This is a genomic window from Pseudomonas sp. BW16M2 (assembly GCF_014268865.1).
Taxonomy (GTDB): Bacteria; Pseudomonadota; Gammaproteobacteria; order Pseudomonadales; family Pseudomonadaceae; genus Aquipseudomonas; species Aquipseudomonas peradeniyensis.
In genome coordinates, this window is sequence record NZ_JABWRI010000001.1 from 292,470 (window position 1) to 318,200 (window position 25,731).

24 protein-coding genes and 1 other RNA gene are annotated in these 25,731 nt (G+C 66.4%); 18 read left to right on the top strand and 7 right to left on the bottom strand.

Annotated elements, in window-relative coordinates:
• Positions 1-6: 6 nt before the first annotated feature.
• Positions 7-561 carry a YecA family protein gene (locus HU735_RS01260; RefSeq protein ID WP_050703324.1) on the bottom strand — a complete coding sequence of 185 codons (555 nt, stop codon included), beginning with the start codon at positions 559-561 and terminating at the stop codon, positions 7-9.
• A gap of 146 nt (positions 562-707) precedes the next feature.
• Here HU735_RS01260 and HU735_RS01265 point away from each other — a divergent pair, with 146 nt between their 5' ends.
• The 4 genes from HU735_RS01265 (at position 708) to HU735_RS01280 (ending at position 2,128) form a co-directional block, all read left to right on the top strand.
• Positions 708-917, top strand: a complete 210-nt coding sequence (locus tag HU735_RS01265) for a TIGR02449 family protein (protein WP_023631616.1) — start codon at positions 708-710, stop codon at positions 915-917.
• Positions 914-1,231 carry a cell division protein ZapA gene (locus HU735_RS01270; protein WP_028688562.1) on the top strand — a complete coding sequence of 106 codons (318 nt, stop codon included), beginning with the start codon at positions 914-916 and terminating at the stop codon, positions 1,229-1,231. The genes HU735_RS01265 and HU735_RS01270 overlap by 4 nt, the downstream gene beginning before the upstream one ends.
• A gap of 17 nt (positions 1,232-1,248) precedes the next feature.
• Positions 1,249-1,428, top strand: a non-coding RNA gene (gene ssrS / locus HU735_RS01275) — 6S RNA.
• A gap of 61 nt (positions 1,429-1,489) precedes the next feature.
• A complete protein-coding gene (locus HU735_RS01280) occupies positions 1,490-2,128 on the top strand; it encodes a 5-formyltetrahydrofolate cyclo-ligase (RefSeq protein WP_186712118.1) in 639 nt (212 codons plus the stop codon).
• Positions 2,129-2,144: 16 nt separating this feature from the next.
• On the opposite strand, the gene HU735_RS01285 is transcribed toward HU735_RS01280, so the two are convergent.
• Entirely contained in the window at positions 2,145-2,300 is a 156-nt protein-coding gene (locus tag HU735_RS01285; RefSeq protein ID WP_011536298.1) for a hypothetical protein, read from the bottom strand.
• Positions 2,301-2,476: 176 nt separating this feature from the next.
• Between HU735_RS01285 and HU735_RS01290 the strand changes: the two genes are divergently transcribed.
• From HU735_RS01290 to HU735_RS01305, 4 genes are all read left to right on the top strand, one after another.
• Positions 2,477-2,926 carry an EVE domain-containing protein gene (locus HU735_RS01290; RefSeq protein ID WP_186712119.1) on the top strand — a complete coding sequence of 150 codons (450 nt, stop codon included), beginning with the start codon at positions 2,477-2,479 and terminating at the stop codon, positions 2,924-2,926.
• Positions 2,927-3,019: 93 nt separating this feature from the next.
• The gene (locus HU735_RS01295; protein WP_050703321.1) at positions 3,020-3,979 is read left to right on the top strand and encodes an HlyD family efflux transporter periplasmic adaptor subunit; all 960 of its coding nucleotides are present in this window, start codon (positions 3,020-3,022) and stop codon (positions 3,977-3,979) included.
• Positions 3,976-6,699, top strand: coding sequence for a ribosome-associated ATPase/putative transporter RbbA (gene rbbA, locus HU735_RS01300; RefSeq protein WP_186712120.1), 2,724 nt, complete (start codon positions 3,976-3,978; stop codon positions 6,697-6,699). Before HU735_RS01295 ends, rbbA begins: the two co-directional genes overlap by 4 nt.
• A 1-nt stretch (position 6,700) precedes the next feature.
• Positions 6,701-7,810: an ABC transporter permease gene (locus HU735_RS01305; RefSeq protein WP_186712121.1), complete on the top strand. Its 1,110-nt coding sequence runs from the start codon at positions 6,701-6,703 to the stop codon at positions 7,808-7,810.
• Here the strand turns inward: HU735_RS01305 and HU735_RS01310 are convergent, their stop codons facing one another.
• Positions 7,811-8,212, bottom strand: a complete 402-nt coding sequence (locus HU735_RS01310; RefSeq protein ID WP_186712122.1) for a flagellar basal body-associated FliL family protein — start codon at positions 8,210-8,212, stop codon at positions 7,811-7,813.
• 157 nt (positions 8,213-8,369) lie between these two features.
• On the opposite strand from HU735_RS01310, the gene HU735_RS01315 reads away from it, so the two are divergent.
• The 7 genes from HU735_RS01315 to HU735_RS01345 all read left to right on the top strand — a co-directional run bounded on the left by HU735_RS01315 (position 8,370) and on the right by HU735_RS01345 (position 16,089).
• On the top strand, positions 8,370-9,347 hold the full coding sequence (locus HU735_RS01315) for an NADPH:quinone oxidoreductase family protein (protein ID WP_186712123.1): 978 nt from the start codon (positions 8,370-8,372) through the stop codon (positions 9,345-9,347).
• Between the two features lie 307 nt (positions 9,348-9,654).
• On the top strand, positions 9,655-10,896 hold the full coding sequence (locus HU735_RS01320; protein ID WP_186712124.1) for an SfnB family sulfur acquisition oxidoreductase: 1,242 nt from the start codon (positions 9,655-9,657) through the stop codon (positions 10,894-10,896).
• A gap of 82 nt (positions 10,897-10,978) precedes the next feature.
• Complete coding sequence (locus HU735_RS01325; RefSeq protein WP_186712125.1) at positions 10,979-12,160, top strand: SfnB family sulfur acquisition oxidoreductase; 1,182 nt, start codon at positions 10,979-10,981, stop codon at positions 12,158-12,160.
• On the top strand, positions 12,160-13,551 hold the full coding sequence (locus HU735_RS01330; protein ID WP_186712126.1) for an LLM class flavin-dependent oxidoreductase: 1,392 nt from the start codon (positions 12,160-12,162) through the stop codon (positions 13,549-13,551). The genes HU735_RS01325 and HU735_RS01330 overlap by 1 nt, the downstream gene beginning before the upstream one ends.
• Positions 13,544-14,344 carry a MetQ/NlpA family ABC transporter substrate-binding protein gene (locus tag HU735_RS01335; RefSeq protein WP_050703313.1) on the top strand — a complete coding sequence of 267 codons (801 nt, stop codon included), beginning with the start codon at positions 13,544-13,546 and terminating at the stop codon, positions 14,342-14,344. Before HU735_RS01330 ends, HU735_RS01335 begins: the two co-directional genes overlap by 8 nt.
• Position 14,345: 1 nt before the next feature.
• A complete protein-coding gene (locus HU735_RS01340) occupies positions 14,346-15,455 on the top strand; it encodes a methionine ABC transporter ATP-binding protein (RefSeq protein ID WP_186712127.1) in 1,110 nt (369 codons plus the stop codon).
• Positions 15,445-16,089 carry a methionine ABC transporter permease gene (locus HU735_RS01345; RefSeq protein ID WP_125466000.1) on the top strand — a complete coding sequence of 215 codons (645 nt, stop codon included), beginning with the start codon at positions 15,445-15,447 and terminating at the stop codon, positions 16,087-16,089. The genes HU735_RS01340 and HU735_RS01345 overlap by 11 nt, the downstream gene beginning before the upstream one ends.
• A gap of 66 nt (positions 16,090-16,155) precedes the next feature.
• Here HU735_RS01345 and dibA read toward each other — a convergent pair whose 3' ends face one another.
• Positions 16,156-18,051: a phosphodiesterase DibA gene (gene dibA, locus HU735_RS01350; RefSeq protein ID WP_186712128.1), complete on the bottom strand. Its 1,896-nt coding sequence runs from the start codon at positions 18,049-18,051 to the stop codon at positions 16,156-16,158.
• A gap of 150 nt (positions 18,052-18,201) precedes the next feature.
• Here dibA and desA point away from each other — a divergent pair, with 150 nt between their 5' ends.
• From desA to HU735_RS01365, 3 genes are all read left to right on the top strand, one after another.
• Positions 18,202-19,386: a delta-9 fatty acid desaturase DesA gene (desA, locus tag HU735_RS01355; RefSeq protein ID WP_050703307.1), complete on the top strand. Its 1,185-nt coding sequence runs from the start codon at positions 18,202-18,204 to the stop codon at positions 19,384-19,386.
• A 140-nt stretch (positions 19,387-19,526) separates the two neighbouring features.
• Positions 19,527-20,516, top strand: a complete 990-nt coding sequence (locus HU735_RS01360; protein ID WP_186712129.1) for a sensor domain-containing diguanylate cyclase — start codon at positions 19,527-19,529, stop codon at positions 20,514-20,516.
• 149 nt (positions 20,517-20,665) lie between these two features.
• Positions 20,666-21,118, top strand: coding sequence for a type II toxin-antitoxin system PemK/MazF family toxin (locus tag HU735_RS01365; protein ID WP_186712130.1), 453 nt, complete (start codon positions 20,666-20,668; stop codon positions 21,116-21,118).
• A gap of 113 nt (positions 21,119-21,231) precedes the next feature.
• Here HU735_RS01365 and HU735_RS01370 read toward each other — a convergent pair whose 3' ends face one another.
• The 3 genes from HU735_RS01370 to gabD all read right to left on the bottom strand — a co-directional run bounded on the left by HU735_RS01370 (position 21,232) and on the right by gabD (position 25,598).
• Positions 21,232-22,557 (bottom strand): response regulator, encoded by a 1,326-nt coding sequence (locus HU735_RS01370; RefSeq protein WP_238349728.1) that lies wholly within the window; start codon positions 22,555-22,557, stop codon positions 21,232-21,234.
• Between the two features lie 137 nt (positions 22,558-22,694).
• Positions 22,695-23,972 carry a 4-aminobutyrate--2-oxoglutarate transaminase gene (gabT, locus tag HU735_RS01375; protein ID WP_050703304.1) on the bottom strand — a complete coding sequence of 426 codons (1,278 nt, stop codon included), beginning with the start codon at positions 23,970-23,972 and terminating at the stop codon, positions 22,695-22,697.
• Positions 23,973-24,155: 183 nt separating this feature from the next.
• On the bottom strand, positions 24,156-25,598 hold the full coding sequence (gabD, locus tag HU735_RS01380; protein ID WP_028688580.1) for an NADP-dependent succinate-semialdehyde dehydrogenase: 1,443 nt from the start codon (positions 25,596-25,598) through the stop codon (positions 24,156-24,158).
• Positions 25,599-25,731 lie beyond the last annotated feature (133 nt).

The following is a 25,731-nucleotide window of genomic DNA, read 5'->3' on the forward strand; positions in this document are numbered from 1 at the left end:
TTCAGATCAGTGCAGCGATGGCTTTGGCGCGGGTGCTTGCGGCTTGGCCAGCTCCGTGTACAGCAGCAGCGGGGCGACGCGCAGGTACTCCATGACCTCCATGTAGTCGCTCTCGCCGTCCTCGGACTCTTCCAGCGCTTCCTGGACCTGGGAAATGGCCACCAGGTCCTGGAGCACTTCCTTGGCATCGGTGGACAGGTCCTTGCCACCGGCGTTCAGGCCGAAGCCGGTGATGAAGCCCTGGCACCACTGGCCCAGCGCGGTGGCGCGGTCGCTGAGTGCGGCATCATCGGAAGGCAGCAGCAGGACGATGGCGACGTCCTCGCCGGTCAGCTCAGCCTTGACCATCTCTTGCAGGCCGACCAGGGCGTTGCGCACCGAGTCGCCGGGCTCGGTCTCGAGCAACTGGGCGGCGTCGGCCAGCCAGGCATCGGCATCGAAGCCGGCGCCGGCGCAGCTGCGGCCGATCAGCAGGCCATGCAGCTCGGCGGGGGTGACGGGGTGGCCATTGCTCGAAAGCAACATGGCGAAGGCGATGTAGGGCGATTGGGTATTGGGCATGGGCAGCTAGGCGCCAGACGGCGCAATGACTAGAATGGAGACCTTGTATCCTAGCACCGGCAGGCGCGCCAAGACCATCGGCACTGGCCGTCGCGCCCTTGGGGCAGGCATGATCGCCAGGCGAGTGAAGGAATCGAGTGCAACCCATGCAAGAGAACGACCTGCAAGCGCTGATGAGCCGGTTCGAGTTGCTGATCGAACGGGTCGAGCAACTAAAGCGGCAAAACGCACTCTTAGTAGCTCAGGAACGATCCTGGCGCGAGGAGCGCGCCCACCTGATCGAAAAGAACGAGATCGCCAAACGCAAGATCGAATCGATGATCCTGCGCCTCAAGGCCCTGGAGCAAGACTCATGAGTTCAAGCAATAGCGTCACCGTCCAGATCCTCGACAAGGAATACTCGATCATCTGCCCGCCCGAGGAGCGCAACAACCTGGTCGGCGCCGCCCGTTACCTGGACGGCAAGATGCGCGAGATCCGCAGCAGCGGCAAGGTGATCGGCGCCGACCGCATCGCCGTGATGGCCGCGCTGAACATCACCCACGAGCTGCTGCACCGCCAGGAACGCCCCGAAGTGACCAGCGGCGGTACCACCCGCGAGCAGGTGCGTGACCTGCTGGAGCGGGTCGACCAGGCCCTGTCCGACGATCCGGTTAGCAAAAACGACTGAGATTGGTATACTGGCGCCACTCCCTGGGGGATGCGCCAGTCGGTTATGTCCCTGAGCCGATACGCACAACCACGGGGGTTGCACGCTGGGGCAGGTGTGCATGTCCGCCCGACGGAAAGCCTTAACGCCCCCTGCAATCTCCACCTTGAACTTTCGGGTTCAAGGGCTACACCGATAGCGGTCTTGTCGGGGAGCCTGCATTCAGAACTGCCCGCCTCCAACGGCGGGCTTTTCGTTTCTTCTGGGATCGCCCGTGCCATGACCGACACCGCGCCGCTTACCCGCCCCCAGCTTACCCGCCCCCAGCTTACCCGCCCCCAGCTTCGCCGCCTCCTGCGCAACGCCCGCCGCGCCCTCACGCCTGCCCAGCAACGCCAGGCCGCCGAAGGCCTGTATCGCCAACTGGCGCAGGATCCGCTGTTCCGCCGTGCCCGGCATATCGCCCTGTACCTGCCCAATGACGGCGAAATCGACCCGCGCCTGCTGCTGCGCGAAGCGCACAAGCGCGGCAAGCGCGTCTACCTGCCGGTGCTGCACGCCTGGCCACGCACGCGCATGGTGTTCCAGCGCTTCGAGGCCGGCGAGGCACTGCGCCCCAACCGCTTTCGCATCCTGGAGCCGGTGATCGAACGCAAGCGGCAACGGCCGATCTGGGCGCTGGACCTGATCCTGCTGCCGCTGGTCGGTTTCGACGAGGTAGGGGGGCGCCTGGGCATGGGCGGTGGCTTCTATGACCGCAGCCTGGCCTACCAGGGCCGGCGCAAGGCGTGGAAAAAACCGCTGCTGCTGGGGCTGGCGCACGAATGCCAGAAAGTGGAGCGGCTCAACCAGGCGAGCTGGGATGTACCGTTGCAAGGCACGGTCTCGGACCGTGGTTGGTACCTGGCACCCAAGTGAGGTGCGCGAAGGGGGATCAGCGGTGCTGTTGCTGCGCCGGATCAACAGGCGCCTGCTGGTAGGCGGCATCCAGCTTGCGTTCCCACAAGCCTTGCGCGTAACCGGTGGTGACCACGCCCAGCCCGAAAATGAAGGCCAGGATCCAGAGCAGGTCCGGTTTACGTTGTTTCATTGATCGTCCCCCAAGAACAACTGTCCAGGCTCGGCGGCTTTCTTGATGGCGGCCGGAGCGTATAGCTTAAAATCGGCGCATTTTCCGACAACATGAGTCGCCAGGCAAACGTTGACGCCAACCGACTGTCGGTTTCATGCAACGAGTTATTTCAAACTCTTTCAGGAGCAGCATCCATGGCCTACTGGCTGATGAAATCCGAGCCCGACGAGCTCTCCATCGAAGCCTTGGCACACCTGGGCAGCGCCCGCTGGGACGGGGTGCGCAACTACCAGGCGCGCAATTTCCTGCGGGCCATGAGCGTCGGCGACGAATTCTTCTTCTACCACTCCAGCTGCCCGCAACCGGGTATCGCCGGCATCGCCCGAATCAGCGCCGCCGCCTACCCGGATCCGACCGCCCTGGATCCGCACAGCCACTACCACGACGCCAAGGCCAGCGCCGAGAAGAACCCGTGGAGCGCGGTGGATGTCGAGCATGTGCAGACCTTCCGCCAAGTGCTCGGCCTGGGCCTGCTCAAGCAGCAGGCGGCGCTCGAGGAACTGCCTCTGGTGCAGAAGGGCAGCCGCCTGTCGGTGATGCCGGTGACCGCAGAACAATGGGCGGCGATCCTCGCGCTGAGCTGATTGTGCGGCTATTGTCAGGGGTTTGACCAATATCAACGCGCAAGGAAGCGCGTCGCGCCAGGATAAGGCGTGCCAGCCGCAGGATGCAGACCGATGAATCGAAAAGCCCCCAGAATCTTCGCCTCCGCCCTGGTATTGCTGTTGCTGGCGGCAGGCGGGCTGGGCTACTGGAAGTCCCTTCACGACCGCCTGCCCGAAGGCCTGAGCATGGGCAACGGGCGCCTCGAGTCCACCGAGGTGCAGATCGCCAGCAAGATCCCCGGGCGCCTGGCCGAGGTGCTGGTCGACGAAGGCGACAAGGTCACCCGCGGCCAGTTGCTGGCGCGCATCGACACCCGCACGATGGAGGCTCAGCGCAGCCAGGCCGAGGCCGAAGTGCTGCGCGCCCGCGAGAACTACGCCGCCGCCCAGGCCAGCGTACAGCTGCGCCAGAGCGAACTGTTGCTGGCCAGCCAGGAGCTCAAGCGGGTACGCGAGATCTACCAGCGCAAGTTCGCCAGCCAGCAGCTGCTCGACCAGCAGCAGGCCCGCTACGACACCGCCACCGCGGCCGTGGTCGCGGCCCGAGCCCAGCTGGCGGCGATCAAGGCCGCCATCGGCGCCGCCGAGGCCCAGGTCGCCCAGCTCACCAGCGAAATCGACGACAGCAGCCTGCGCGCGCCCATCGACGGCATCATCCAGCTGCGCTTGGCCGAACCCGGCGAAGTGCTCGGCGCCGGTGGCCGGGTGCTGATGCTGATCGACCCCAGCGACCAGTACATGAACCTCTACCTGCCCGCCGCCACCACCGGCCGCCTGACCGTCGGCGACCAGGCGCGGATCGTGCTCGACGCCCTGCCGGACAAGGCCCTGCCGGCCAAGGTGGCGTTCGTCGCGGCCAAGGCGCAGTTCACCCCGAAACAGGTCGAGACCCGTGATGAGCGGCAAAAATTGGTGTTCCGGGTCAAGCTGCGCCTGACCGAACCGAGCGCCGTGCCCCAGGCCAAGCCGGGCATGCCCGGCGCCGGGTACGTGCGCACTGCCGACGTGGGTTGGCCGGCCAACCTGCAATGAACGCGGCGATCGCCCTGCGGGCCGAGGGTGTCAGCCATCGCTATGGCGACCTGCAGGCCCTGCACAGCCTCGCGCTCAGCCTGCCAGCCGGGACCCGCTGCGGCTTGATCGGCCCGGACGGCGCCGGCAAGTCGACCCTGCTCGGGCTGATCGCCGGGGTCAAGCGCCTGCAACAGGGCGAGCTGCAGGTGCTCGGTGGCTCGATCCGCCAGCGCCGCCACCGCACCGCGCTGTATCCCAAGGTCGCCTTCATGCCCCAGGGCCTGGGCAACAACCTGTATCCGGAGCTGTCGATCCGCGAGAACATCCGTTTCTTCGCCACCCTGTTCGGCCTGGGCCGCGCCGAATGCGAGCAACGCATGACCAGCCTGCTGCGCGCCACCGACCTGGAGCGCTTCGCCGAACGCCCGGCCGGCAAGCTCTCGGGCGGCATGAAGCAGAAGCTCGGGTTGTGCTGCGCGCTGATCCACGAGCCGGACCTGCTGATCCTCGACGAGCCGACCACCGGCGTCGACCCGCTGTCACGGCGGCGCTTCTGGGAGCTGGTCGAGCAGGTGCGCGCCCAGCGCCCGCAACTGACCCTGCTGGTGGCCACCGCCTACATGGAGGAAGCCGAGCAGTTCGAGCATTGCCTGATGCTCGACGCTGGCCGCCTGCTGGCCGCCGGCCTCAGCCGCGAACTGGCGGCGGCCACGCCCAGCGGCAAGCTGGACGACGCCTTCACCCACTTCCAGGGTGCCGGCCGACCACAGCCCGAGCCCCTGCGCATCCCGCCACGCCAGGCCGACGACGGGCCGATCGCCATCGAGGCCCACGACCTGACCCTGCGCTTCGGCGACTTCACCGCGGTGAACAAGGTCAGCTTCGCCATCGGCCGCGGCGAGATCTTCGGTTTCCTCGGCTCCAACGGCTGCGGCAAGACCACCACCATGAAGGTGCTCACCGGCCTGATGCCGGCCAGCGAGGGCAGCGCCAGCCTGCTCGGCCGACCGGTGGATGCCGGCGACCTGGCCACGCGCAAGCGGGTCGGCTTCATGTCCCAGAGCTATTCGCTGTATGGCGAGCTGAGTGCCCGACAGAACCTCGAACTGCACGCCCGCCTGTTCGACCTGGCCAAGGCCGACAGCGCGCCGCGCATCGCCGAGCTCATCGAGCGCTTCGACCTCGGCGCCATCGCCGACCAGCCGTCCGGCGCCCTGCCCCTGGGCCTGCGCCAGCGCCTGTCGCTGGCCGTGGCGGTATTGCACCGCCCGGAAGTGCTGATCCTCGACGAGCCGACCTCGGGCGTCGACCCGGCGGCCCGCGACGACTTCTGGCGTCTGCTGGTGGAGTTGTCCCGCGAGCAGGGCGTGACCATCTTCCTGTCCACCCACTTCATGAACGAGGCCCTGCGCTGCGACCGCATCTCGCTGATGCACGCCGGCCGGGTGCTGGCCTGCGACACCCCGCAGGCCCTGCAGCGCCAGTTCGGCGGCGAAACCCTGGAAGACGCCTTCGTGCGCTGCCTCGAACAGGCCCAGGACGCGCCCATCCAGGCGCAGGCCGATGCAGGGCTGGAACAGGCCGCCGCCCCGGCGCCTGCCTTGCGCCAGGCCTTCAGCCTGCGCCGCCTGCTGGCGGTGGCCAGCCGCGAAGGCAAGGAACTGCTGCGCGACAAGGTGCGCCTGGCCTTCGCCCTGCTTGGCGCGCTGTTCATGATGGTGATCTTTGGCTACGGCATCTCGCTGGATGTGGAGAACCTCGCCTTCGCCGTGTACGACCAGGACCAGAGCCCGCAAAGCCGCGCCTACCTCGAGGCCTTCAGGGGTTCGCGCTATTTCGCCGAGCAGGCGCCGATCCGCGATGCCCGCCAGTTGCACCAGCGCCTGCAACGCTCGGAAATCAAGCTGGCCCTGGAAATCCCGCCGGGCTTCGGTCGCGACCTGCATGCCGGGCGCCAGCCGGTGGTGGCCGCCTGGCTCGATGGCGGCATGCCGTTCCGCGCCGAGACCAGCCGCAACTATGTCGAAGCCGTGCACCAGGCCAACCTGGAGCAGTTGGCCGCCCTCGGCCCGCACCCGGTGGCGCGCCAGCAGCCGGTACGCCTGGAAACGCGCTTTCGCTACAACCAGGATGTGGTCAGCGTGAACGCCATCGGCCCCGGCGTCATGGCGCTGATCCTGGCCTTCATCCCGGCCATGCTCACTGCGCTGGGCATCGTCCGGGAAAAGGAACTGGGCTCGATCACCAACTTCTACGCAACGCCCCTGACCCGCCTGGAATTCCTGCTCGGCAAGCAGGTGCCCTACCTCGCGGTAAGCCTGGTCAACCTGGCACTGCTGGTGGCGATGAACCGCTGGCTGTTCGGCGTGCCGCTCAAGGGCAGCCCGCTGGCCCTGGCCTGCGGCGGCCTGGCCTACCTGCTGGCGACCACCAGCCTGGGCCTGCTGATCTCGGCGTTCACCCGCACGCAGATCGCGGCGATCCTCGGCACCATGATCATCACCAGCCTGCCGACCATCCAGTTCTCCGGCCTGATCGTGCCGCGCTCGTCGCTGGACGGCGCGGCGGCGCTGATGGGCCAGCTGTTCCCGGCCGGCTACTTCCTCGACATCGCCGTCGGCACCTTCACCAAGGCCCTGGGCCTGCGCGAACTGTGGCCGCAGTGTCTGACGCTGCTGGGCTTCTTCGCCGCCTTCACCGGGCTGAGCCTGGCCATGCTGAAAAAACAGGAGGCCTGAGATGAGCCGCCTCTCCCACACCCTGCGCCTGGGCCTGAAGGAACTCACCAGCCTGCGCCACGACAGCGTGTTGCTGCTGTTCCTGCTGTACGCCTTCAGCGTGGCGATCTACATGCCCGCCGCAGGCTCGGTGATCGGCGTGCACAACGCCAGTGTCGCGGTGGTCGACGAAGACCACGGCGCCGTTTCGCGCAAGCTCGCCGAGTCGCTGCAGCCGCCCGAATTCCAGCCTGCCGTGGCACTGTCCGCAGATGGCCTGGACCAGGCCATGGACAGCGGGCAATACACCTTCGTGATCAACGTGCCGGTGAACTTCCAGGCCGACCTGCTGGCCGGACGCTCGCCGGAACTGCAGGTCAACGTCGATGCCACGGCCATGAGCCAGGCCTTCATGGGGGCCGGCTACATCGGCCGGATCTTCGAGCGCGAACTGCTGGAGTACGCAGGCCGCGGCACCAGCAGCCCGGCCCTGCTCAACCCGAAAGCGCTGTTCAACCCCAACCTGGAAGGCGGTTGGTTCCTGGCGGTGATCCAGATCGTCAACAACATCACCATCCTGGCCATCGTCCTCACCGGCACCGCGCTGCTGCGCGAGCGTGAGCACGGCACCCTCGATCACCTGCTGGTACTGCCGCTGACCGCGCTGGAAATCATGCTGGCGAAGATCGCCAGCAACGCCCTGGTGGTGGTGGCCTGTACCTGGATTTCGCTGGAAGTGGTGGTCAAGGGCGCCCTGGGCGTGCCGCTGGCGGGCTCCATGGGGCTGTTCCTGGGGGTGACCGCGCTGTACCTGTTCGCCAGCACGGCGCTGGGCATCTTCCTCGCCACCCTGGCGCGCTCGACGCCGCAGTTCGGCCTGCTGGCGATCCCGGTGATCATCCCGATGCTGCTGCTCTCGGGCGGCAGCACGCCGCTGGACAGCATGCCGCAGTGGCTGCAGTGGGTCATGCAGGGCTCGCCCTCGACCCACTTCGTCAGCCTCGGCGCGGCGATCCTGTTCCGCGACGCCGGGCTGAACGTGGTGTGGCCGGACGTAGCGGCCCTGGCCGCGATCGGCCTGGTGTTCTTCGGCGTGGCCCTGGCGCGTTTTCGCCGCAGCCTCGCCGCCTGATCACTGCACGATCAGGTTGTTGAACAGCAGGTCCTCGACGATTGGCTTGCCCTCTTCGGACTCCATCACCTGCTGCACCTGCTTCAGGGCTTCCTGGCGCAGTTTTTCCTTGGCCTCGACGTTGCTCATGCTGTCCACGCCCTGCTGGGTGAACAGCGCCACCAGCTGGTTGCGGATCAGCGGCTCGTGGTGCTTGACCGCGGTGGCGGCGGCATCGCCGGTCACGCGCAGGGCGACATCGGCCTTGAACACGCGCAGCTTGGGGCCGCCGTCAAGGGCGTAGTTGCCGACGAAGGGCGGGCTGAGGCTGATGTAGGCGACCTTGGGCTCGCCTTCCTTTTCCTCGGCCATCGCCGCCACTGGCAGCATCAGGGCCAGCACCATCAAGATCCACGCTTTCACGAATTCGCTCCTCAATACAGTTGGCGCCAGCTTACCCAGCGCGCCGGCCAAACCCAAGCCCGGGCTTATGCCGGCTCATCAGGGCCGGCCATGCTCGTTGACCCTCGGGACGGCCCTCCTACACTTATCGGCCACCACACGCAAAGGAATAGCCCTGATGAAAGCCTTGTTGTGCAAAGCCCTGGGCCCGGCGCGGGACCTGGTCCTGGAAGAGGTCGCCAGCCCCACGCCGAAGAAGAACGAGATCCTCCTCGACGTGCACGCCGCCGGGGTCAACTTCCCCGACACCCTGATCATCGAGGGCAAGTACCAGTTCCAGCCGCCGCTGCCGTTCGCCCCGGGTGGCGAGGCGGCCGGCGTGGTGGCCGCGGTCGGCGAGAAGGCCGGCGCATTCAAGGTCGGCGACCGGGTCATGGCCCTGACCGGCTGGGGCGCCTTCGCCGAGCAGGTGGCGGTGCCGTTCTACAACGTGCTGCCGATACCGGCGGGCATGGATTTCACCACCGCCGCCGCGTTCGGCATGACCTACGGCACCTCGATGCACGCCCTGACCCAGCGCGGCCAGCTCAAGGCCGGCGAAACCCTGCTGGTGCTCGGCGCCTCGGGCGGCGTGGGGCTGGCCGCGGTGGAGATCGGCAAGGCCCTGGGCGCGCGGGTGATCGCCGCAGCCAGCAGCGCCGAGAAACTGGCGATCGCCCAGGCGGCCGGGGCCGACGAACTGATCGACTACAGCCAGGCCAGCCTCAAGGACGAGATCAAGCGCCTGACCGGCGGCCAGGGCGTGGACGTGATCTACGACCCGGTCGGCGGCGCGCTGTTCGACCAGGCCGTGCGCGGGCTGGCATGGAACGGGCGGTTGCTGGTGGTGGGCTTTGCCAGCGGCACGATCCCGCAACTGCCGGTGAACCTGACCCTGCTCAAGGGCGCGGCGGTGCTCGGGGTGTTCTGGGGCGCCTTCGCCCAGCGCCAGCCGGAAGACAACGCGGCCAACTTCCGCCAGCTGTTCGCCTGGCACGCCGAAGGCAAGTTGAAGCCGCTGGTGTCGCAGACCTTTGCACTGGCCGAGGGTGGCGCGGCAATCGAGCGCCTGGCGCAGCGCCAGGCGGTGGGCAAGCTGGTGGTGACGATCCGGTAACGCCATACAACGTGGGAGCGGGCTTGCCCCGCGAACACCGGCGAAGCCGGTGCCATTCACCGCATCGCCTGAATCGCGGGGCTAGCCCGCTCCCACGACAGGTACACTTCTATCCATATTCCTAAACGGTAGTTCATAAACTTTTTCTAAACGAATAGGGTATATCGACCGGACCACCGGACCAGCAAACGTCTGTCGCCATCAGCTGAGGCGACGCTTTCAACTTTGTGAGGTTAGGAATGGTCAGGATCACAATCACCCCAGTGCATAACGCCAGGGCATTGAGTGCAGCCAAGGAGCGGTACTGATGTCCAGCCAACCAACTACCCGATTCCACAGCGATCTCGACAGCTCGCCGCTGCTGCTGCCGGCCACGGTGCTGCGCAACGACGAAGAGGCCCTGCAGGCCGCCCGCGAACTGGCCGAGGTGGCCCGTCAGCAGGCCGCCAAACGTGACCAGCAGCGCAAGCTGCCATGGGCCGAGATCGAACAGTTCACCCGCAGCGGCCTGGGCAGCATCAGCGTGCCCAAGGCCTTCGGCGGCCCCGAGGTGTCCTTCGCCACCATCGCCGAAGTGTTCCGCCTGATCAGTGCCGCCGACCCGGCGCTGGGGCAGATTCCGCAGAACCAGTTCGGCATCCTGCAACTGGTCCGCCTGACCGCCACCCAGGCCCAGCAGGAACTGATCTTCCGCTCGGTGCTCGACGGCTGGCGCATCGGCAATGCCGGCCCCGAGCGCGGAACCAAGGACACCTTGACGCTCAAGGCGCGCCTTACCCGTGATGGCGACGGCTATCGCATCAGCGGCGAGAAGTTCTATTCCACCGGCGCCCTGTACGCCCACTGGGTGGCGGTCAAGGCGCTGGACGACGATGGCCGCCAGCGCCTGGCGTTCGTCCGTCGCGGCAGCCCGGGGCTGCGCATCGTCGACGACTGGTCCGGCTTCGGCCAGCGCACCACCGCCAGCGGCACCGTGCTGCTCGACCAGGTGCCGGTGGACGCCGACCTGGTGGTGGACAACTGGCGCCTGCGTGAGGAGCCCAGCATCCAGGGCGCCGCCTCGCAGCTGATCCAGGCGGCGATCGACGCCGGCATCGCCGAGGCGGCCATCGAGGACACGATCCAGTTCGTTCGGGAGAAGTCCCGGCCGTGGATCGAAGCCAAGGTCGAACGCAACAGCGACGATCCCTATGTGATCGCCGACATCGGTCGCCTGAAGCTCGAACTGCACGCCGCCGAGGCCCTGCTGCGCAAGGCCGCCAAGGTGCTCGACGAGGTGAGCGCCGGCGTGATCGATGCTGCCGCCGCGGCCCGTGCCTCGATTGCCGTGGCCGAAGCCAAGGTGCTCACCACCGAGATCTCGCTGCAGGCCAGCGAGAAGCTGTTCGAGCTGGCCGGCAGCCGCGCCAGCCTGGCCGAGTTCAACCTCGACCGGCATTGGCGCAACGCCCGGGTCCACACCCTGCACGACCCGGTGCGCTGGAAGTACCACGCCGTCGGCGCCTACCACCTCAACGGCACCCTGCCTGCCCGCCATTCCTGGATCTGATATCGGCCCATCGCGGGGCAAGCCCGCTCCCACACATGCCTGTGGGGGCGGGCGTGCTCCGCGATGGGACCTGGAGAGCACAATGACTGCATCCATCATCACCACCGACGCCCAGGCCCTGGCCGTCGCCGACGAACTCGCCCAACACCTGCGCCAGGACAGCGCCCTGCGCGACCGCGAGCGCCGCCTGCCCCATGCCGAACTCGAACGCTTCGTGCAGTCCGGCCTGTGGGGCATCAGCGTGCCCAAGGCCTTCGGCGGCGCCGGGGTGTCCAACGTCACCCTGGCCAAGGTCATCGCCCGCATTGCCCAGGCCGACGCCTCGCTCGGGCAGATCCCGCAGAACCACTTCTACGCCCTGGAAGTGCTGCGGGTGAACGGCAGCCCCGAACAGCAGCGACGTCTCTACGCCGAAGTGCTCGCCGGCCGCCGTTTCGGCAACGCGCTGGCCGAGCTCGGCACCAAGAACGCCCACGAACGCACCACCCGCCTGAGCCGCGACGGCGACCATTTCCGCATCGACGGCCGCAAGTTCTACTGCACCGGCGCGATCTACGCCCAGCGCATCCCGACCCTGGTGATCGACGAGCAGGATGTGTCGCACCTGGCCTTCGTGCCCGCCGACAGCCAGGGCATCGAGGTGATCGACGACTGGAGCGGCTTCGGCCAGCGCACCACCGGCAGCGGCTCGGTGGTGTTCAACCACGTGGCGGTCCGCGCCGAGGACGTGGTGCCATTCCAGAGCGCCTTCGAACGCCCGACCACGGTCGGCCCGCTGGCGCAGATCCTCCATGCCGCCATCGATACCGGCATCGCCCGCGCCGCCTACGAGGATGCCCTGCACTTCGTGCGCACCCGCAGCCGACCGTGGATCGACTCCGGCCTCGACAAGGCCAGCGACGACCCGCTGACCCTGAAGAGCTTCGGCCACCTGGCGATCCGCCTGCACGCCACCGAGGCGCTGCTCGAGCGCGCCGGGGAAATCCTCGACATCGCCCAGGCCGACAGCAACGCCGAGACCCTGGCCGCCGCCTCCATCGCCGTGGCCGAGGCCCGGGCGATCAGCACCGAGATCTCCCTGGCCGCCGGCACCACGCTGTTCGAGCTGGCCGGTAGCCAGGCCACCCTGGCCGAGCACAACCTCGACCGCCACTGGCGCAACGCCCGGGTACACACCCTGCACGACCCGGTGCGCTGGAAGTACCACGCCATCGGCAACTACTACCTCAACGACGAGAAACCGCCGCGCCGGGGGACCATCTGATGGCGAAGCAGATCCTGCTCAATGCCTTCAACATGAACTGCATCGGGCACATCAACCACGGCCTGTGGACCCACCCGCGGGACACCTCCACGCGCTACAAGACCCTCGAGTACTGGACCGACCTGGCCCGCCTGCTCGAACGCGGGCTGTTCGACGGTCTGTTCATCGCCGATATCGTCGGCACCTACGACGTCTATGGCCAGTCGGTCGACGTGACGCTCAAGGAGTCGATCCAGCTGCCGGTCAACGACCCGTTGCTGCTGGTCTCGGCCATGGCGGCGGTGACCAGGCACCTGGGCTTCGGCCTCACCGCCAACCTGACCTACGAGGCGCCCTACCTGTTCGCCCGGCGCCTTTCCACCCTCGACCACCTGAGCAACGGCCGGGTCGGCTGGAACATCGTCACTGGCTACCTCGACAGCGCCGCCCGGGCCATGGGCCTGGAGCAGCAACCCGAGCACGACCGCCGCTACGACCAGGCCGACGAGTACCTGCAGGTGCTGTACAAGCTGCTCGAAGGCAGCTGGGCCGACGATGCCGTGGTCGCCGACCGCGAGCAGCGGGTCTATGCCCGCCCCGACAGGGTGCGCAAGGTCGAGCACCACGGCGAGTTCTACAAGGTCGAGGGCTACCACCTGTGCGAGCCTTCACCGCAGCGCACGCCGGTGCTGTTCCAGGCCGGCAGCTCGCCACGCGGGCTGGCCTTCGCCGGCAACCATGCCGAGTGCGTGTTCATCAGCGGCCAGGACAAGGCCGCCACCCGCGCCCAGGTCGACAAGGTGCGCGCCGCGGCCAAGGCGGCCGGGCGTGACCCACAGGCGGTCAAGGTGTTCATGGGCATCACCGTGATCGTCGCGCCGACCGAGGCACAGGCACAGGCCAAGCACGCCGAGTACCTGCGCTACGCCAGCGCCGAGGCCGGGGTCGCGCACTTCGCCAGTTCCACCGGTATCGACTTCTCGCGCTACGAACTGGACGAGCCCATCGGCTTCGCCAAGGGCAACGCCATCCAGTCCGCCACCCGCCAGTTGCAGGAAAGCGCCTGGACCCGCCGCCGCCTGCTCGAGCAGCACGCCCTGGGCGGTCGCTACGTGACCCTGGTCGGCGACGCCGAGCAGGTGGCCGAGCAACTGATCGCCTGGATCGACGAAACCGGCCTGGACGGCTTCAACCTGACCCGCACCGTCACCCCGGAAAGCTACGAGGACTTCATCGAACTGGTGGTCCCCGCCCTGCAACGCCGCGGTCGCTACAAGACCGCCTACGCCGAGGGCACCCTGCGCGAGAAGCTGTTTGCCAGCAGCGAGCCGCGCCTGCCCGCCGGACACCCCGGCGCCCGCTACCGCAACACCCCCGAACCTGCCCCGACTGGAGCCCTGCACCATGCTTGAGAAACTGTTCCGGCCCGTCGCGGCCATTGCCTTGGGCCTCGGCCTGTCCGCCGCCGCCTTGGCCGCCGAACCGCTGAAGATCGGCACCACCGCCGCCTTCGCCATCCCCCTGGAGGCGGCGGTGGAAGAGGCCCATAAACAAGGCCTGGAAGTGAAGCTGATCGAGTTCAGCGACTGGATCGCGCCCAATGTCAGCCTCAACAGCGGCGATATCGACGTGAACTACTTCCAGCACATCCCGTTCCTGGAAAACGCCAAGGCCGCCGCCGGCTTCGACCTGGTGCCCTACGCGCCGGGGATCATCAACAACGTCGGCCTGTACTCGAAGAAGTACAAAAGCTTCGCCGAGCTGCCCGAGGGCGCCAGCGTGGCCATTGCCAACGACCCGATCAACAGTGGCCGTGGCCTGCAATTGCTGGCCAAGGCCGGGCTGATCACCCTCAAGCCAGGCGTGGGCTACAAGGCCACCGAGGACGACATCGTCGCCAACCCGAAGAAGATCCGAATTCTCCAGGTCGAAGCCGTGCAACTGGTACGCGCCTATGACGACGCCGACCTGGTCCAGGGCTACCCGGCCTACATCCGCCTGGCCAACAGCTTCGACGCCACCTCGGCGCTGCTGTTCGACGGCCTGGAGAACAAGGAGTACGTGATCCAGTTCGTCATCCGCCCGCAGGAGAAGAACGACCCGCGCCTGGCCAAGTTCATCGATATCTATCAACACTCGCCGGTCGTGCGCGCCGCCCTGGACAAGGCCCATGGCAAGCTCTACCAGGCCGGCTGGGAAGGCTGACATGGCCCAGGCCAGCGCCCTCAGGGCGCCCGTCCCGCCCGCTGAACCGCTCAAGGCCGAGGAAACCGCCCTGCGCCCGGAGGTGAACCAGGCGCACATCCGCTTCATCGGCCTGGGCAAGACCTATCCGGGCCAGGGCCAGCCGGCGCTGCAAGGCATCGACCTGAACATCCGCCGGGGCGAGATCTTCGGCATCATCGGCCGCAGCGGCGCCGGCAAGTCCTCGCTGCTGCGCACCATCAATCGCCTGGAGCAACCCAGCCAGGGCCGGGTGCTGATCGACCAGGTGGATATCGCGCCGTTCGACGAGGACCGCCTGGTGGCCTTGCGCCGGCGCATCGGCATGATCTTCCAGCACTTCAACCTGATGTCGGCCAAGACCGTGTGGCAGAACGTCGAGCTGCCGCTGAAGGTGGCCGGGGTAGCCAAGGCCGAGCGCCAGCGCAAGGTGCGCGAGCTGCTGGAACTGGTCGGCCTGGCGGAGAAGCATCATGTCTACCCGGCGCAGCTGTCCGGCGGGCAGAAGCAGCGCGTCGGCATCGCCCGGGCTCTGGTGCATGACCCCAAGATCCTGCTGTGCGACGAGGCCACCTCGGCGCTGGACCCGGAAACCACCGCCTCGATCCTCGAACTGCTGCGCGACATCAACCGGCGCCTGGGCCTGACCGTGGTGCTGATCACCCACGAGATGGCGGTGATCCGCGACATCTGCCAGCGCGTGGTGGTGCTCGAACGTGGCGAGATCGTCGAGCAGGGCGAGGTCTGGCAGGTGTTCGGCGCGCCGCGCCACGACGTCACCCGCATCCTGCTCGCACCGCTGCAGACCAAGCTGCCGGCAGCCTTGCAGGCCAGCCTGCGCGCCCAGCCGGTCAGCCGCGACGCGGCCGTGGTGCTCAGGCTCGACCTGGTCGGTGAGCCGGAGCTGAGCGCCCTGTTCAACGACCTGGGCGGGCGCGTGCGGCTGCTCCAGGGCGGCGTCGAGAGCATCGGCGAGCAGGCCCTGGGGCAGTTGATCCTGTCCGTGCGCGGCTCGCCATTGGACACCCACCAATTGCTCGAACGCGCCCGCCGCTGGGCCGCGGATGTGGAGGTACTCGGCCATGTGGATTGATCGCCTGCTGCAAGGCCTGCTCGACACCCTGCTGATGGTCGGCGTGTCCTCGCTGGTCGCGCTGCTCGTCGGGGTGCCGATGGCGGTGCTGCTGGTCACCAGCGACAAGGGCGGGATCTTCGAGGCCCCGGCGCTGAACCGGGTGCTGGGCGCCATCGTCAACCTGTTCCGCTCGATCCCGTTCCTGATCCTGATGGTCGCGCTGATCCCCTTCACCCGCCTGGTGGTCGGCACCACCTATGGCGTGTGGGCAGCCGTGGTGCCGCTGACCATCGCCGCCACGCCGTTCTTCGCGCGGATCGCCGAGGTCAGCCTGCGCGAGGTCGACCACGGCCTGATCGAAGCCGCCCAGGCCATGGGCTGCCGGCGCTGGCACATTGTCTGGCACGTACTGTTGCCCGAGGCCCTGCCGGGCATCGTCGGCGGCTTCACCATCACCCTGGTGACGCTGATCAACTCCTCGGCCATGGCCGGGGCGATCGGCGCCGGGGGTCTGGGGGATATCGCATATCGGTACGGATACCAACGCTTCGACAGCCAGATCATGCTGACCGTGATCGTGATGCTGGTGGCATTGGTGGCGGTGATCCAGCTGGGCGGGGACCGTTTGGCTAAAGGTTTGAACAAGCGTTGAGCCCATCGCGGGGCAAGCCCGCTCCCACGACCCACCGTGGGAGCGGGCTTGCCCCGCGATACGATCTCAGCCCCAGTGCAGCTCCGCCGCCGGCACCGGCCGCCCGAACCAGTACCCCTGCCCCAGCTGGCATTGCTGCTCCAGCAGGAACCGCGCCTGCTCCGCCTGCTCGACCCCTTCGGCGTGCACCTGCATGCCCATGCTCCGCGCCAGGGCGATGATCACCCGCACGATGGCGATGTCGTCCTCGTCATGGGGCAGGCCCGCGACGAAGCCCTGGTCGATCTTGAGCTTCTGCACGGGCATTCGCTTGAGTCGCAGCAATGACGAATACCCCGTGCCGAAGTCGTCGATGGCCAGTGTCACGCCCAGCTCGCGCAGGCGGTGAAGCTGCTCCAGGGCAACCTCAGGGTCTTCCATCACCGCGCTCTCGGTCACTTCGAGCTCGAGCAGCGCTGGGTCCAGCCCGGTGTCGTGCAATGCATCGGCCACCTGCCGGTACAGGTCGCGCTGGCTGAACAGGCGGCTGGAAATGTTCACCGCGACGAATGCCAACTGCCGCCCCTCGGTCTGCCACTGCACCATCTGCCGGCAGGCCTGGTGCAGCACCCAGGCGTCGATCTCGGCGATCAGCCCGGTGCGCTCGGCGATGGGGATGAACTCCCCGGGCGGGACCAGGCCGCGCTGCGGATGCTGCCAGCGTACCAGTGCCTCGACGCCGATCATCCGGGCGGTGAACAGGTCGTGCACCGGCTGGAAGAACACCCGCAGCTCCTGCTGCTCCAGCGCCCGGCGCAACTCGCCGGCGGTCTCGACCCGCTGCTGGGCATGGGCGGTGAGCTCCTCGGTGTACAGCGCGTAGCAGGCTCGGCCGTTGCTCTTGGCCTTGAACAGCGCCGAGTCGGCGTTGCGCAGCAACTGCTCGGCGCTCAGCGCATCGCTGGGGAACAGGCTGATGCCGATGCTGACGCTGATGAACAGGCGGTTGCCTTCGAAGCAGAACGGTTCCTTCAAACGCTCGATGATCGATTGCGCCAGCTTGCCGGCCTGGCCGACCTGCTGGCAGTTCTCGGCCAGCACACCGAACTCGTCGCCGCCCAGCCGGGCCAGGGTCACGCCGCTGCCCAGCACCTCGCGCAGACGCTCGCCGACCAGCTTGAGCAACTGGTCGCCGATGGTGTGGCCGAGGCCGTCGTTGATGCTCTGGAAATGGTCAAGGTCGAGCAGCAGCAGGGCGCAGCCGCGCTTGTTGGCCTGGGCCGCGGCCATGGCCTGCATGGCGCGGTCATTGAACAGCAGGCGGTTGGGCAGGCCGGTCAGCGGGTCATGATGGACGAGATAGGCCAGTTCTTCCTCGGTGTGCTTGATCGCGCTGATGTCGCTGAAGACCGCGACGTAATGGCTGAGCGCGCCGCTGTCATCGCGAATGGCGCAGATCGTCTGCCATTGCGGGTAGATCTCGCCGCTTTTGCGGCGGTTCCAGATCTCCCCGCTCCACTCGCCCTGCTCCGCCAGGGCGGCGTAGATCTGCTGGTAGAACGGTGCGCCATGCCGACCGGACTTGAACTTGCTCGGGCGCTGGCCGATGACTTCTTCCTGCTGGTAGCCGGTGATGCGCATGAAGGCCCGGTTGACGTGCACGATCAGGCCGTTGCGGTCGGTCACCAGCACACCCTCCAGGGTGCTGTCGAACACCGCCGCGGCCATGCGCAGGCGCTCGCGGTCTTCACTGCGCAGGCGGGCGCCGATGCCGATGAAATTCAGCAGGCGGGCACGGGAGACGAAGATCAACAAGGCGCTGAGCAGCACCCAGACCACCACGTTGATCTGCCGGCCCACGGTCAGCGCCAACGGGTCGTCGGTCATGCCACGCAGAACCAGCTCGGACAGCACCAGCCAGAGGATCGAAAGCACCACGTAGAGCCCGGCCATGCGCAAGGCGTCGCGAACGGAAACTGACATGTCGGGTGGAGGAGCCCATGAAAAAGGAAGGGGCATTATAAGGGCTGAAACACCCTGTGACCTCCTATCTAAAAGGGCGACTGGTTTTATTTCCCCGCCCAGGGATAATGCGAGCGCTGTTCCCCTGAGTTTTCGAGGGTCTTTCCCGTTATGTGGTACTACGGTCTACTCGACTTGTCGGCCTGGCAACTGGTCGCCGTCACCCTGCTGATGACCCACCTGACCATCGTCAGCGTCACCATCTACCTGCACCGCTACTCGGCGCACCGCGCCCTGGAGCTGAATGCGGGGCTCAAGCATTTCTTCCGTTTCTGGCTGTGGCTCACCACCGCGCAGAACACCCGCGAGTGGACCGCCATCCATCGCAAGCACCACGCCAAGTGCGAAACCCCGGACGACCCCCACAGCCCGGTGCACAAGGGCCTGGGCACCGTGCTGCGCAAGGGCGCCGAGCTGTACCGTGAAGAGGCGCGCAACGAGGAAACGCTGCGCATCTACGGCAAGAACTGCCCGGACGACTGGATCGAGCGCAACCTCTACACCCGCTACAAGCTCGGCGGCATCGCCCTGATGGCGGTCATCGACCTGCTGCTGTTCGGCACCATCGGCATCACCATCTGGGCGATCCAGATGATGTGGATCCCGTTCTGGGCCGCCGGCGTGGTCAACGGCCTGGGCCATGCCGTGGGCTACCGCAACTTCGAGTGCCGCGACGCCGCCACCAACCTGGTGCCGTGGGGCATCATCATTGGCGGCGAAGAGCTGCACAACAACCACCACACCTACCCCAACTCGGCGAAGCTGTCGGTGCGCCGCTGGGAATTCGACATGGGCTGGATGTGGATCCGCCTGCTGAGCCTGCTGCGCCTGGCCAAGGTGCAGCGCGTCGCCCCCATCGCCCATCGCGTGGAGGGCAAGGCGTCGCTGGACATGGACACCGCCATGGCCATCCTCAACAACCGCTTCCAGATCATGGCCCAGTACCGCAAGCTGGTGATCGGCCCGCTGGTCAAGCAAGAGCTGGACAAGGTCGACGCCTCGGTGCGCCACCGTTTCCGCCGTGCCAAGCGCCTGCTCTCGCGGGAAACCAGCCTGCTACAGGACCGCCACCACGTGCGCATCGAGTCGATGCTGGCCCACAGCCAGGCACTCAAGACCATCTACGAAAAGCGCCTGGCGCTGCAGCAGATCTGGGCGCGCACCAGCGCCAACGGCCACGACATGCTCGCCGCGATGAAGGATTGGGTACATGAGGCCGAGGCCAGTGGCATCCACTCGCTACGTGACTTCGCCGCCCAACTCAAGACCTACTCGCTGCGCCCCAACGGCGCCTGAGCACCGTTGATCGGCATGCCCCGTAGCGGGGCATGCCGACCGGAACTTCCCCCCCGCAAATCGACTCAAACCCGGCATATCGCCCGCGTGGCGGGCCGGACCGTGGCCGCACGCCCATCGTCGAGAAACGTTCCGTGCTCATGGCCAAAGACCTCCCACCCACACCTGCCGGCACTCCCCGCCCAGAAGCCGCCCAGACCCTGCTGGCCCTGCTCCACGCCCAAGGCGAAGTGGCTCGCCTGAGCGAACGCGAGCAGCTGTACAGCTCGCTGCTCGACAGCGTCAACGCCGTGCTCTGGGCCTTTGACTGGGAAACCCGCCAGGTGCTCTACGTCAGCCCTGCCTACGAGCGCATTTTCGGCCGCCCGGCCAGCCTGGTACTGGCCGACTACAACGAATGGCGCGACGCCATCTACCCGGACGACCTGGAATACGCCGAGCGCAGCCTGGCCCAGGTACTGGTCAAGGGCACCGTCGAGGACCGCGAGTACCGCATCCTCAATGCCGCCGGCGAGGTGCGCTGGCTCAGCGACAAGTGCTACATCAACCAGCAGCGCGAGGGCGACCAGCGGGTGATCATCGTCGGCATCGCCGAGGACATCACCGAAAAGAAACAGCTCGAAGGCGAGCTGCAACGCCTGGCCACCACCGATGTGCTCACCCAGAGCAGCAACCGCCGGCACTTCTTCGAATGCGCCCAGCAGGTCTTCGACAGCGCCCGCGAGGACGGCACGCCGATGGCTTTCCTGCTGCTGGACATCGACGATTTCAAGCATATCAACGACACCTACGGCCACCAGGAAGGCGACCAGGTGCTACAGCGCATCGCCGACAGCGGCAAGGCCGTGCTGCGCCGTGGCGATCAGTTCGGGCGTATCGGTGGCGAGGAGTTTGCGGCAGTGTTCCCCGGCTGCACCGCACAGGTGGCCGAACAGATTGCCGAGCGTCTGCAGCGGGAGATCCAGCGGTTGAGCTTCAGCCATGGGGAGCAGACCTACGGTGTGACGGTGAGCCAGGGGCTGACCGGGCTGACCGACGAAGACGACACCCTCGACAGCCTGTTCGCCCGGGCCGATGCGGCGATGTACAGGGCCAAGCGTCAGGGCAAAAACCAAATTGTCCGCGGATGATCCTTACCTGCAGAGCGGTGAATAGCCTGACAGAGGCTCTCTTCTACCGCCCAGGACCCAGGTACGAACTTTCTCTTTTGCCTGTGCGGCCACGTTTCTAGAATCTGAGGATGTCATCCTGAATCCCTGGAACTGTACCAGGGTGGTGTATGGCAATCAGATTCGAGCCTAGGATCGGGCAGCTGCTGGAATGCAACTTCGGTGATTATCGTCTTGGTCAGGGCGGTACCTGCTCAAGCCGCTTTGACTTCCGATTGCGACCGGAGATGGTCAAGCACCGCCTTGTCGTGGTGATCAACAGCAAGATCAATTCGAACGCCTGCATTGTCGTGCCACTGTCTACCACGAAAGATATACACAAGTCTGGTCGAGGTTGGCATGTCCACCTTCCTGCCGACCTGATTCAAGACCTTCCATACTTCAAGCAGCAAGAGCGCTGGGCCAAAGCAGATCTGGTCGCACAGGTAAGTCGTGAGCGCCTGTTCAAACCACGCGCTCTGAACCGGGGGTACCTGGATCAGGTTCTGGACCGTGAGATCATCGAGCGGATTCAGCGCGCCATGGTGAAAGTCATGAATGCTGGAAGTCTGCTCAAAAATTGACAGATTCCACCGTTTTACCTATCGTGAAGCGCGTAGCCCTTAGAGGCACTCTGCGTCTTATCCCCCTTGAGGGACCTGCAAAAAACCCAGCCCACGCTGGGTTTTTTGCCGTCTCAAATCTGTTTTTCCTCTCCAGCGCCTTCATCTGCGGTCGCCATTGGCACGACCTCCAATTCGCTTTCGGCAGCCAGTGCCTCCTGACGCTCGGCCTCCTCCCGCGCCTGCGCCTCAGGGTCCACCTTGCGCAACCGCGTCAGCTCCGGCAACCCAAGCTTGAGCAGGCGCGCCGTCTTGCTGCTGGCGACCTTCTCCAGCCCTTCGCTGGGCTTGAGCCGCGACAGCTGTCCGGCCAGGTTCATCGCCAGGATTTCCCGGGAGTAGACGCCGCCGCCCAGCTGGTACACCGCGGCGATCAACTCGCGCAGGTCCAGCGGCAGGCGCCAGCGGGTGCGCAGCGCCGAGCCGAACGGCGCGCCGAACTCGTTGAGCGACAGCTCCACCTGGTCCTCGTCCAGCTCGCCACCGGCCAGGCGCCACTCCTGCAAGGTGCGCAGCACCGCCAGGTCACCCAGGCAGTGCAGCAGCCCCGCGCAGTAGCAGCGCGCTTCGTCCACCTCGAGCATGCGCGCCAGGGTGCGGCCGTACTCGGCGGTGTGCAGCGACAGGTTCCAGTAATGGGTGGCGTGCCGCGTCAGCAGCGGGTCGCTCAAACGGGCGCTGCGCTTGAGCGTAAGCCCGAGGATGAGGTTCATGCTCTGGGTGCTGCCGAGCTTGTTCAGCGCCTGCAGCAGGGTCTGTACCGGCGCTTCGCGGTGCAGGGCGGCACTGTTGGCGGCGGCGATGAGCACGCCGGTGATCTGCGGGTCGTTGCGCACCTCTTCCTCGAGCACCTTGAGGTTGAGGCCGTGGGGATTGAGGGCCCGCTTGACCGCCACCTGCACATCGGCGAACAAAGGGCCGCCATCGGCGGTGGCCCGGCGCTGCTCCAGGTAGGCCGGCAGCTGCGCGCCCGGCTGCAGCGGCGGCACAGGACAGGCGATCTGCTCGCCCACTGCCAGCAGCAGGTTCTCCAGGCGCTTGCGCAGGTTGTCCAGGTCGAGCGGTTTGCTCAGGTAGGCGGTCGGGTGCAACGGCAGCGCCTCGCGCACACTGGCGCTGTCGGTGCGGTCACTCATGAGGATGAACGGCAAGCCGGGCTTGTCGCCCTTGGCGCGTACCTTGCGCAGCAAATCGAGACCGTCGAACCCTGAGAGTTCACGGGCGGCGATGATCAGGTCGGGTTTGGCCGCCAGCGCGCTCAGCGCCTCGGAACCATCGGCACAGACCTGCAGGCGGGCGTCGCAGCGCACGCTGAGCAGCATTTCGCTGAGCATGTCGCGCACCCAGGGATCGCCTTCGGCAATCAGCACGCAGGGGGGGACGGGGTCGACAGCGCTCATGGGCTATTCTCCAGGCTATGACGCGCGATCCATCGCAGCTTCCACGGAATCCTCGTACAACCTTAGCGCCTGATGCCGGCAAACGGCACAAAAAAAACCCGCCGAGGCGGGTTTTTTTCTGAAGCGTGTCACATTTTTCAGGCCAGTTCGGCGAAGCACTCTTCGATGATGGCCAGGCCTTTGTCCAGCAGCGCGTCTTCGGCGGTCAGCGGAACCAGGATCCGCAGGACGTTGCCGTAGGTGCCGCAGGACAGCAGGATCAGGCCCTTGTCACGAGCCTTGGCGACCACCTGGGCAACAGCGGCGGCGTTCGGGGTGTGGGTGCCTTTCTCGAAGACTTCCACGGCGATCATCGAGCCCAGACCACGGACATCGCCGATGATCGGGTGCTTCTTCTGGATTTCACGCAGGCCGGCGGTCAGGCGCTCGCCGACTGCCTTGCTGCGGTCCAGCAGTTTCTCTTCCTCGAACACTTCGATCACGGCCAGGGCCGCGGCGCAGGCGATCGGCGAACCGGCATAGGTGCCGCCCAGGCCGCCCGGGGCGATGGCGTCCATGTACTCGGCCTTGCCGCACACACCGGCCAGCGGGAAGCCGCCGGCGATCGACTTGGCGAAGGTGGTCAGGTCAGGCGCGACGCCCATCTGCTCCATGGCGAAGAAGGTGCCGGTACGGCCGGCGCCAGTCTGCACTTCGTCGGCGATCAGCAGGATGCCGTGCTGGTCGCACAGGGCGCGCAGGCGCTTCATCAGCTCTTTCGGCGCTGGCAGGAAACCGCCTTCGCCTTGTACCGGCTCGAGGATGATCGCGGCGATGTCGCGCGGCTCGGCGTCGTTCTTGAAGATGCGCTCGACCGAAGCGATGGCGTCGTCGACGCTGATGCCGTGCAGTTCGCTCGGGAACAGCGCGCGGAAGATGCCGCCTGGCATCAGGCCCATGCCGGCGGAGTACGGTACGACCTTGCCGGTCAGGCCCAGGGTCATCATGGTGCGGCCGTGGTAGCCGCCGGTGAAGGCGATCACGCCGGCACGGCCGGTGGCGGCACGGGCGATCTTCACGGCGTTTTCAACGGCTTCGGAGCCGGTGGTGACCAGCAGGGTCTTCTTGTCGAAGTTGCCTGGGACCAGCTTGTTGATCTTCTCGCACAGCTCGACGTAAGGCTCGTAGGCCAGCACCTGGAAGCAGGTGTGGCTGACCTTGGTCAGCTGCTCTTGCACGGCGGCGACCACTTTCGGGTGCAGGTGGCCGGTGTTCAGTACCGCGATGCCGCCGGCGAAGTCGATCAGTTCGCGGCCTTCGACGTCGATCACCGTCGAGTTCTTCGCGGTATCGACGAAGATCGGGTGGATCTGGCCGACGCCACGTGGGACGGCGGCGACACGGCGTTGCATCAGGGATTCGTTGGTCTTGCTCATAGTGCCCTCAATTGCGCCGGTTCTGCGGCGCTTTTATTCGGGGGTGGCTGGATGCAGGCGTGCACAGTATTCGTTGATCGACTGCCACACATGCCCTGGCCACCAGGTACCGCTATGTCAAAAAGGCCAGCGAGACGTCGCTCTCGCGCCCCGCTGGCAGAGGTAAAAGCTTTTACCTGGCGATCAGACGCTGATGCACAGGTATTTGATCTCGAGGTAGTCCTCGATACCGTACTTGGAACCTTCACGGCCCAGGCCCGAGGCCTTGATGCCGCCGAACGGCGCCACTTCGTTGGAGATCAGGCCGGTGTTGATACCCACCATGCCGTATTCCAGGGCCTCGGCGACGCGGAACACGCGGCTCATGTCGCGGGCGTAGAAGTACGAGGCCAGGCCGAACTCGGTGTCGTTGGACATGGCGATGACTTCGGCCTCGTCCTTGAAGCGGAACAGCGGCGCCAGCGGGCCGAAGGTCTCTTCCTTGGCAACGGCGGCGGTCTTCGGCACGTCGACCAGGATGGTCGGCTCGAAGAAGTTGCCTTCGATGATCTTGCCACCGGACAGCACCTTGGCGCCCTTGGCGACGGCGTCCTCGATGTGCTCCTGGACCTTGGCGACAGCCTTGCCGTCGATCAGCGGGCCAGTGGTGGTGCCTTCTTCCAGGCCGTTACCGATCTTCAGCTTGGCGACAGCAGCCTTGAGCTTCTCGGCGAAGGCGTCGTAGACACCGTCCTGCACGTAGATACGGTTGGCGCAGACGCAGGTCTGACCGTTGTTACGGTACTTGGAGATGATCGCGCCCTCGACCGCCTTGTCCAGGTCGGCGTCGTCGAACACGATGAACGGCGCGTTGCCGCCCAGTTCCAGGGAAACTTTCTTGATGTCCTTGGCGCATTCTTCCATCAGCTGGCGACCGATTTCGGTCGAGCCGGTGAAGGACAGCTTGCGTACCAGCGAGTTGCCGGTCAGTTCGCTACCGACTTCGCCGGCGCTGCCGGTGATCACGCTCAGCACGCCAGCCGGGATGCCGGCACGGGTGGCCAGTTCGACCAGGGCCAGGGCGGAGTACGGGGTCTGCGAAGCGGGCTTGAGCACCATGGTGCAACCGGCGGCCAGGGCCGGGCCGGCTTTGCGGGTGATCATCGCGGCCGGGAAGTTCCACGGGGTGATGGCGGCGGTGACGCCGATCGGCTGCTTGATGACGATCAGGCGCTTGTCCGGCTGGTGGCCAGGGATGACGTCGCCGTACACACGCTTGGCTTCTTCGGCGAACCACTCGATGAACGAGGCGGCATAGGCGATCTCGCCCTTGGCCTCGGCCAGTGGCTTGCCCTGCTCGGTGGTCATCAGGCGGGCCAGGTCGTCCTGGTGCTCGATCATCAGCTCGAACCAGCGACGCAGCTTGCCGGCACGCTCTTTGGCAGTCAGTGCGCGCCAGGCCGGCAGGGCCTTGTCGGCGGCCTCGATGGCGCGGCGGGTCTCGGCGGCGCCCATCTTCGGCACGGTACCGATCACCTCACCGGTGGCCGGGTTGGTCACCTTGATGGTCTGACCGCTGTCCGCATCCAGCCATTCACCGTTGATGAAGGCCTGCTGGCGGAACAACTGAGCGTCTTTGAGCTGCATGTCGGCTTCCCTTTACTGCGAATTATTGATTGTTGAAAAGGCGCCCCCGAGAAGGGGGCGGCCGTCACAAATTCGTGCACCAGGGTGTTCGACGCCTGGGTGCCGAGCGTTTGAAATCTCAAACGGAATGCTA

Bases quoted from the DNA above. Each gene is read 5' to 3' on its own strand.
- HU735_RS01260 (WP_050703324.1), bottom strand. From the start codon at position 561: ATGCCCAATACCCAATCGCCCTACATCGCCTTCGCCATGTTGCTTTCG.
- HU735_RS01265 (WP_023631616.1), top strand. From the start codon at position 708: ATGCAAGAGAACGACCTGCAAGCGCTGATGAGCCGGTTCGAGTTGCTG.
- HU735_RS01270 (WP_028688562.1), top strand. From the start codon at position 914: ATGAGTTCAAGCAATAGCGTCACCGTCCAGATCCTCGACAAGGAATAC.
- HU735_RS01280 (WP_186712118.1), top strand. From the start codon at position 1,490: ATGACCGACACCGCGCCGCTTACCCGCCCCCAGCTTACCCGCCCCCAG.
- HU735_RS01285 (WP_011536298.1), bottom strand. From the start codon at position 2,300: ATGAAACAACGTAAACCGGACCTGCTCTGGATCCTGGCCTTCATTTTC.
- HU735_RS01290 (WP_186712119.1), top strand. From the start codon at position 2,477: ATGGCCTACTGGCTGATGAAATCCGAGCCCGACGAGCTCTCCATCGAA.
- HU735_RS01295 (WP_050703321.1), top strand. From the start codon at position 3,020: ATGAATCGAAAAGCCCCCAGAATCTTCGCCTCCGCCCTGGTATTGCTG.
- rbbA (WP_186712120.1), top strand. From the start codon at position 3,976: ATGAACGCGGCGATCGCCCTGCGGGCCGAGGGTGTCAGCCATCGCTAT.
- HU735_RS01305 (WP_186712121.1), top strand. From the start codon at position 6,701: ATGAGCCGCCTCTCCCACACCCTGCGCCTGGGCCTGAAGGAACTCACC.
- HU735_RS01315 (WP_186712123.1), top strand. From the start codon at position 8,370: ATGAAAGCCTTGTTGTGCAAAGCCCTGGGCCCGGCGCGGGACCTGGTC.
- HU735_RS01320 (WP_186712124.1), top strand. From the start codon at position 9,655: ATGTCCAGCCAACCAACTACCCGATTCCACAGCGATCTCGACAGCTCG.
- HU735_RS01325 (WP_186712125.1), top strand. From the start codon at position 10,979: ATGACTGCATCCATCATCACCACCGACGCCCAGGCCCTGGCCGTCGCC.
- HU735_RS01330 (WP_186712126.1), top strand. From the start codon at position 12,160: ATGGCGAAGCAGATCCTGCTCAATGCCTTCAACATGAACTGCATCGGG.
- HU735_RS01335 (WP_050703313.1), top strand. From the start codon at position 13,544: ATGCTTGAGAAACTGTTCCGGCCCGTCGCGGCCATTGCCTTGGGCCTC.
- HU735_RS01340 (WP_186712127.1), top strand. From the start codon at position 14,346: ATGGCCCAGGCCAGCGCCCTCAGGGCGCCCGTCCCGCCCGCTGAACCG.
- HU735_RS01345 (WP_125466000.1), top strand. From the start codon at position 15,445: ATGTGGATTGATCGCCTGCTGCAAGGCCTGCTCGACACCCTGCTGATG.
- dibA (WP_186712128.1), bottom strand. From the start codon at position 18,051: ATGTCAGTTTCCGTTCGCGACGCCTTGCGCATGGCCGGGCTCTACGTG.
- desA (WP_050703307.1), top strand. From the start codon at position 18,202: ATGTGGTACTACGGTCTACTCGACTTGTCGGCCTGGCAACTGGTCGCC.
- HU735_RS01360 (WP_186712129.1), top strand. From the start codon at position 19,527: ATGGCCAAAGACCTCCCACCCACACCTGCCGGCACTCCCCGCCCAGAA.
- HU735_RS01365 (WP_186712130.1), top strand. From the start codon at position 20,666: ATGGCAATCAGATTCGAGCCTAGGATCGGGCAGCTGCTGGAATGCAAC.
- HU735_RS01370 (WP_238349728.1), bottom strand. From the start codon at position 22,557: ATGAGCGCTGTCGACCCCGTCCCCCCCTGCGTGCTGATTGCCGAAGGC.
- gabT (WP_050703304.1), bottom strand. From the start codon at position 23,972: ATGAGCAAGACCAACGAATCCCTGATGCAACGCCGTGTCGCCGCCGTC.
- gabD (WP_028688580.1), bottom strand. From the start codon at position 25,598: ATGCAGCTCAAAGACGCTCAGTTGTTCCGCCAGCAGGCCTTCATCAAC.